Genomic DNA, 6,070 nt, shown 5'->3' with positions numbered 1-6,070 from the left:
GAGGGGGTTTAATCCTTTTGTGCCAGTTGGAAGTGCGGAATGTGGGTTACACAATTGGCGATCGACCTAATCAATCAGTCCAACGGTGCGACCATGAAAGCCCGCCGCATCAAAGTAGCGAGTTTTATCAACGACTTGATAGTTCAGAATCGTTTCCTGGTTGCTGACAGGATTTTTCGCAGACCGTACCGTTTTGACGCCGTCTGGGCGCTTATTGGAACCGCCAGCCAGGGCTTCTGACAGTACACGTCCCTGAAGTGTACTTGTACTGGGCACGGTCAGGTTAAGGATTTTAGCGATCGTCAGCGGTAGATCCACATTGCTGACAGGCAACAAGTCTGTAAAGTGGCTCTTAAAGTCAGGGCCGATCGCAGCCATGTTGTTATAAGTATCAGAACGGCTAAAGCTCCCATGCATTCCCTGCCCCTGTTGCAACCCCGAATCGGCAATTTCTACACCCGTTTTGAGTGGATTCGCCAGACTTACTGAGAAGGTTCTAAAGTTAATCGCCAGTGCTGGAGTCGGCGTGAGCGCAGTTCCCTTCAGGTTAATGGCGCTCAACGGCAAGGCACCAGGGATGTTACCAAATGTGTCATCGGCAAAAATACCGCTGATGTAATCTTGGCTGGACAAGAAATCCACCAAATTTTCAATCAGGGTTTTGCCATTTGCTTGAGTGGGATTTCCACTTGGCAGGTAGATGAGGTCAGACCCACCGTTCGCAGCCACGACCACACTAGCATCTGTTTTGCCATTGATCACCTGTCCACCACCGCCAATGACCCCATCACCGTTTCTAGGAAATTGCAACTGGGTCGGCGTTACAGGTTCACCGGGCTTCACTGTCGCATAGGTGACATTGCCCGTGCTATCAAGAGGCACGATCGGCGTGTCGGCATCATACAGCGGTAAGTTCAAGAAGTGAGCAAGGTCGATCGCCACAAAGCCGACTGGTAGAAAGCCTGTGTTCACACCGCTATACGTTTGCGTAGCAGCATAGCTTTTGGTGAACGTACCCGATCGGCTCACAACAGATTTGCTAATCGTCGAAAACCCATGATCGGCAGTGATCACCACATCCGTTGTTTGATCCAGTCTCAATTGCTTGAGCGTTTCGAGAATTTGCTTCAAGTTTGCATCGGCGTTCTTAACGGCGGCTCTTGCGGTGGGGCCATTGATGCCGGGCAAAAGGCTGCCCAGGCTGTCTCCCTGATTATGCTGCGTACCATCGGGGTCACGTGACCAGTACACAGCCACAAACGGCTTGCCGCGATTTTTAAACGTCGGTAAAACGGCTCTGGTCAGCACATCCACAAAATACTTTTGCTGAAAGGTATTGGGCTGGTCGGTACCTGGAGTCGTGTTATTGCCCGAAAAGCCGTTACTGTCGCGACATTGTGCTGGTACACCAGGCGACGTGCAGGCAGGCGCACCGTTTGTCCGCGCCGGGGCGATCGTCGATGCTGCTGTGTAGGTCGGTACGTAAGTATTGGTGAAGTAGGCATCGCTCGTCAGCACGGCGGTAACATCAGTCGGTAGCGGAATACCGCCTGTTTTGCCTGTTGAGTCATCCACAATCACCGTTTGGGGAATGGGCACCACGCCATTGACTCGATTCACCTGGGTGACATCTTGAATGGCAACTGGCCCCAGTTTACCGATCGCCGCCGTGCTGTAGCCTGCTTTTCGTGCCAGCGCTAGAAGCGTTTCCTCATTCAAATAGTTTTGGTTGAAGCGATCGTTCACATCAGCCAGCACCGCATCATTTTCGAGGAAGGGCGTAATGGTGCCTGCACTATTGGGTACAGGAAAGTCTGAAAAAATGGTGTTACTGAAATCGCCTGTATCTCCCAGATAATGCCCCGTGGCGATCGCAGATGCATTTGCAGTCGTAAATGTGGGAAAGAGCGAATGACTGTTTATAAAATGAACCCCTTCTTGGCGGACGCTCAAAAGCGTTGGGGCATCTTTTTCATTGACCGAACTGGGGCGTAACCCATCTGCAATAAAAATGATGGCGTTACGCTGAGGCGTTTGGGAGACGGTTGATGTGGCACTAAAAGCGCTCATGGCAGCAACAATGAGAATCGCCAGAGCAGCAAAGCTCCAGCGCGGAAGATGCAAACGTCGTCTTCTCATAGATTAGGTTCTCACAAATGGGAAATTGAAGTGATCGATGTGCGTTGAAGAGACATATTGCCCCAAGGCAAAAAAGCGCAAAAGCTCATCTTGCGCAGAATGACAGGTGAAAATAGGAGCTTTACTGAGTGGCAGGATGGATCGAAACAATGTGCCCTCATCCTGATTGTTTTTAATCTCTACTCGCAGCCATGCCAGCCGTTAAATCAGTGAACGTTGTCTCAGTAAACATTAGCCAGGTGGATGCTTTTAATCAGATGCCTTGTAGTGACAGCGTTGTAGACCGAAGCGCGATCGCCCCTACTAACACTTGCCCACATATACACTAAGCAAGCATCCAACAGTTGCCATAGACCAAGCAAATGACTATAGCCAGAATGCTGACTGCTAACGCAACAAACCGGGTAGCATCACGCTGTGGTGAATCGACCATCATCGCCTCGACCAGGTGAATGAATACACACTTGGTCAGAGTATCAGCCATTTAGTTAACACACTAATAAGCCCTAGTTAACCTTGCGTAAAGCCTTTCTTGCCAGGGAAGTAGCGGCGACACGGCTGATGCAAGCGCAGCCCTATTGAGGAGATGAACGCGCAAAAAGCATGCGATCGCTGAATAACCCGCGCTGCTGTTAATCGTTTCCCTGTTAGCATGACAAGACATGTTTAAAGCACCGGACATAGCAAAGCCGGGAATAGAAAGGCCACCAGCGATCGACATTTGAACCGTTTCAGCGCCATGCTAACCACTCCATTGCTTGAGGACGTTCTTGAGGGGACTTCGTTCTCTTAGTCCGCACGTTCAGTACCGGGCAGGACAAGTAACTGCGGAAAGATTTGTCAGTCAACCAGCTCCTTCCCTTTTGGTGTGCATATGCCATGCAGGTTCTCCTCTCGCATCATGCTGATTGCAGTCGCGATTCCACTCACGGCTGTCATGGTGCATGGTCAGTCATTGCCCGATCGCATCAGTCAGCTTCCGCCACAAAATACCCGTGAGGCTCTGCCCAATACCTCTGTGCCCGTGTGTTACATCCAGCTAGAGAATGGACAGGTCAGAGATCTTCGTCAGTTGTGTGGTAAAAAACCGCTTAATCCAGCGCCTTCCCGTCTTGTGCCACGATCGACGGCACGACCAGATCCTGATGACGATGATGACGAGACAACGCCAACGTCTACGTCTAGCCCTCAGACAGTTCCTTCATCGCGATCGCCCACCAGCCAACCACCTCAAGCAATCCCAACCAGACCCACCCCCCAACCATCGGCTGGCTCGTTGACAGGCGTGCCCGGTCGTTCTACAAATGTGCAACCGTCGCCGATCGCCTCACCAAGTAGCTCTCCAACTGTACCCAATCCTTCAAGTACACCCAACCCGTTGGCGATTCCAGAAGCAGATGGCGCAAGGGATTAAACCTTGAGGTCTCAGCCTTAACGCGCCCGTCCTTATAAACCAGGCTAGGGGCTGAAACCCTTGCTACACTTTATGTGTATGAGTCATTGATGACAGCCCCTAGCTTCGTCAAGCGCCGATCGCACTGATCGAGCACAACAACCATCAAGACGGAAGAATCATTGGGTTAGGACATAGCAATGCCCTGCCCCTATTCTGTCGGAAAGCCAAAGCGGTATCCCTTCCCATACACCGTGTTAATTAATGGGGGGTCACCTTCGGCCTCAATTTTACGGCGCAGTAGCCGCACCTGAGCTGCCAGAGCATTGCTGGTTGGTTTTTCGGTGTCTCCCCAGAGGTACTGATGCATTTGCTCGTGAGTCAGAATTTGGTTAGGATGCCGCATCAAATATTCCAGCAGTTGCGTTTCCTTTTCGGAAAGCTCGATCGCCCGTCCCTGTCGATAGGCAAGCTGATTGCTGAGGTCGAGTTCCAGATCATCCACGCGCAACCGTTGGATAGGCGTAACAGGTTCCAGCGTCGGAGGACGACGTAACAAGGCGCGCACTCTCGCCAGCAGTTCTCGTAGTTCAAACGGTTTGATCATGTAATCATCCGCGCCAGCATCTAACCCCTGCACCCGATCGTCTACCGTATCCTTCGCCGTGAGAAACAGAACGGGTGTGGTGTCACCGCGCGATCGCACCTGCTGGCAAATCTCCAGTCCAGAATAACGAGGCATCATCCAATCCAAAATCAACAGATCGTAGTGTGACTGTTGCGCTAGCTGATTGCCGCGATCGCCATCATACGCCACATCCACCGTATAGCCTTCACGTGTTAACAAAAGGCTTAACGGATCTGCCATTTCCGCTTCGTCATCTACTAAAAGAATTCGCATAGAGCGATCTCGTTTGATTGGTGAACTTACTTTGGTTTAGCTTTCAGCGGTCAGCTTTTAGCGGTCAGCAGTTAGCTTTTAGTTTGACACTGACCGTTGACTAACTATGTCACTGCACACGTTTCATGAATGATTGAGTCTGCCATCATTGCGCCTAAGCATCTGCTTTCAGCTTTCAGCTATTATTATCGTGCTGACTGCTGACCGTTGAACGCTTTTTATGATTACCGTTGCACTGCCCAAAGGCGCACTTCTCTCCGACAGCATCCGACTGCTAAAGTCTGTCGGGCTGGACTTTAGCGCGTTTCTCGACTCATCCAATCGCTTGCTGCAAATTACTGACCCAACCGGGACGGCGAAAGCCTTGCTGGTACGCAATTATGATGTGCCAGTCTATGTGGAATATGGGCAAGCGCAACTGGGTATTATTGGCTACGATGTGCTGCGTGAGAAGTGCCCACCCGTCGCGCATCTAGCAGATTTGGGCTTTGGCAAATGCCGCATGTCGGTGGCTGTAAAGCAGACTAGCCCTTATCGATCGGCACTGGAACTGCCTCTTTATGGACGCGTCGCATCCAAGTTTGTCCACTGCGCTCGCGAGTATTTTGATAGTCTGGATTTGCCTGTAGAGATTGTGCCGCTCTACGGTTCGGTGGAGTTGGGTCCTATCACTGGGATGTCAGAAGCGATCGTTGATCTCGTCGCCACTGGCACCACCCTCCGCGAAAACGGCTTAATCGAAACCGATATCCTGTTTGAAACCACTGCCCGGTTAATCGCTCACCCCCTGAGCTATCGCCTCAACACGGATGATGTAAATGAGTGGGTTGAAAAGGTGCGATCGCAGTTGACGATTGTAGCTTAGACCAGCTAGAGCAGTGAAAGAGCCGAGATATGCAAATTGGCTATCGGTTAGAGGTGCTAGAGTTTGAATGGGATGAGAACAAAGCTCGTAGCAATATCGAAAAGCACGGAGTAACCTTTGAGTAAGCAGCAGAGGTCTTTCTCGATCCATTCCACGTGATTGGTGATGCTTCAGCAAGTCGAGAAGAAAGAGGATTTGTCATCGGGTACTCTATCGCAGAGCGTTTACTTCTCGTTGTTCACATTGAGCGTGGTGCAAGCATTAGAATGATAGCAGCCCGTCTTACTACCCGCACTGAGCGGAGGTTATATGAGCAATCTCAATGAAGACCAAGAGCGGGAAGAGACCCTGGAGTTAACAGTTCGTCCACGAGAATCTGAAACGGTTTCGATACAGATTCCTAAAGACACGTTAGCATCGCTCCAGAAAGTGGCAGATCAGCGAGACATATCTTTAGATGCGTTACTGAAGCTCTATATTGGCAAGTGTCTGCGCCAAGACTTGAGCCAATTGTTTGCAAATCAAGTGCTGGACTCGACCGCAAAAGTGCTGGCACGGCATCACCATTCAGAAACTGAAGTCGCCCAAATTTTGCAAGAAATTCGTTTGGAAGTGAAATAGTTCATCATGACGTTTCAACCCAATCAGCAACCAAAGCTTTTACAAGGGAGCGATCGTCTGTCCGTACCGAAATGGATTACCACTGGAGCTTACGGCGAATCAGGTATTTGGTTGGCTCAAAATGGCGGCTGAGTGAGGTAAACTCCTGTCA

General features: G+C 50.7%; 7 protein-coding genes and 1 pseudogene. 5 read left to right on the top strand and 3 right to left on the bottom strand.

Annotated elements, in window-relative coordinates; genetic code table 11:
- Nucleotides 1-66: 66 nt before the first annotated feature.
- Both AC5JLP_RS27130 and AC5JLP_RS27125 read right to left on the bottom strand, forming a co-directional pair.
- Complete coding sequence (locus AC5JLP_RS27130) at nt 67-2,139, bottom strand: alkaline phosphatase family protein (RefSeq protein ID WP_496070960.1); 2,073 nt, start codon at nt 2,137-2,139, stop codon at nt 67-69.
- Between the two features lie 325 nt (nt 2,140-2,464).
- The gene (locus AC5JLP_RS27125; RefSeq protein WP_496070959.1) at nt 2,465-2,623 is read right to left on the bottom strand and encodes a hypothetical protein; all 159 of its coding nucleotides are present in this window, start codon (nt 2,621-2,623) and stop codon (nt 2,465-2,467) included.
- Between the two features lie 417 nt (nt 2,624-3,040).
- On the opposite strand from AC5JLP_RS27125, the gene AC5JLP_RS27120 reads away from it, so the two are divergent.
- Nucleotides 3,041-3,553 carry a hypothetical protein gene (locus AC5JLP_RS27120; protein ID WP_496070958.1) on the top strand — a complete coding sequence of 171 codons (513 nt, stop codon included), beginning with the start codon at nt 3,041-3,043 and terminating at the stop codon, nt 3,551-3,553.
- Nucleotides 3,554-3,743: 190 nt separating this feature from the next.
- Here the strand turns inward: AC5JLP_RS27120 and rppA are convergent, their stop codons facing one another.
- Nucleotides 3,744-4,433 (bottom strand): two-component system response regulator RppA, encoded by a 690-nt coding sequence (rppA, locus tag AC5JLP_RS27115; protein WP_496070957.1) that lies wholly within the window; start codon nt 4,431-4,433, stop codon nt 3,744-3,746.
- A 220-nt stretch (nt 4,434-4,653) separates the two neighbouring features.
- On the opposite strand from rppA, the gene hisG reads away from it, so the two are divergent.
- From hisG to AC5JLP_RS27095, 4 genes and pseudogenes are all read left to right on the top strand, one after another.
- Complete coding sequence (gene hisG, locus AC5JLP_RS27110; RefSeq protein WP_496070956.1) at nt 4,654-5,298, top strand: ATP phosphoribosyltransferase; 645 nt, start codon at nt 4,654-4,656, stop codon at nt 5,296-5,298.
- Between the two features lie 137 nt (nt 5,299-5,435).
- A pseudogene (locus AC5JLP_RS27105) lies at nt 5,436-5,624 on the top strand (BrnT family toxin); the annotation flags it as partial.
- The gene (locus AC5JLP_RS27100) at nt 5,608-5,919 is read left to right on the top strand and encodes a hypothetical protein (protein ID WP_496070955.1); all 312 of its coding nucleotides are present in this window, start codon (nt 5,608-5,610) and stop codon (nt 5,917-5,919) included. The pseudogene AC5JLP_RS27105 and the gene AC5JLP_RS27100, both read left to right, overlap by 17 nt.
- Nucleotides 5,920-5,925: 6 nt before the next feature.
- Entirely contained in the window at nt 5,926-6,051 is a 126-nt protein-coding gene (locus AC5JLP_RS27095) for a hypothetical protein (RefSeq protein WP_496070954.1), read from the top strand.
- Nucleotides 6,052-6,070: the final 19 nt, after the last annotated feature.

It is taken from the genome of Stenomitos rutilans, assembly GCF_059505485.1.
This window is presented reverse-complemented; position numbering and strand designations above follow the sequence as displayed.

Coding starts and splice junctions, on each gene's coding strand:
- AC5JLP_RS27130 (WP_496070960.1), bottom strand. CDS start 2,139: ATGAGAAGACGACGTTTGCATCTTCCGCGCTGGAGCTTTGCTGCTCTG.
- AC5JLP_RS27100 (WP_496070955.1), top strand. CDS start 5,608: ATGAGCAATCTCAATGAAGACCAAGAGCGGGAAGAGACCCTGGAGTTA.
- AC5JLP_RS27095 (WP_496070954.1), top strand. CDS start 5,926: ATGACGTTTCAACCCAATCAGCAACCAAAGCTTTTACAAGGGAGCGAT.
- AC5JLP_RS27120 (WP_496070958.1), top strand. CDS start 3,041: ATGCTGATTGCAGTCGCGATTCCACTCACGGCTGTCATGGTGCATGGT.
- rppA (WP_496070957.1), bottom strand. CDS start 4,433: ATGCGAATTCTTTTAGTAGATGACGAAGCGGAAATGGCAGATCCGTTA.
- AC5JLP_RS27125 (WP_496070959.1), bottom strand. CDS start 2,623: ATGGCTGATACTCTGACCAAGTGTGTATTCATTCACCTGGTCGAGGCG.
- hisG (WP_496070956.1), top strand. CDS start 4,654: ATGATTACCGTTGCACTGCCCAAAGGCGCACTTCTCTCCGACAGCATC.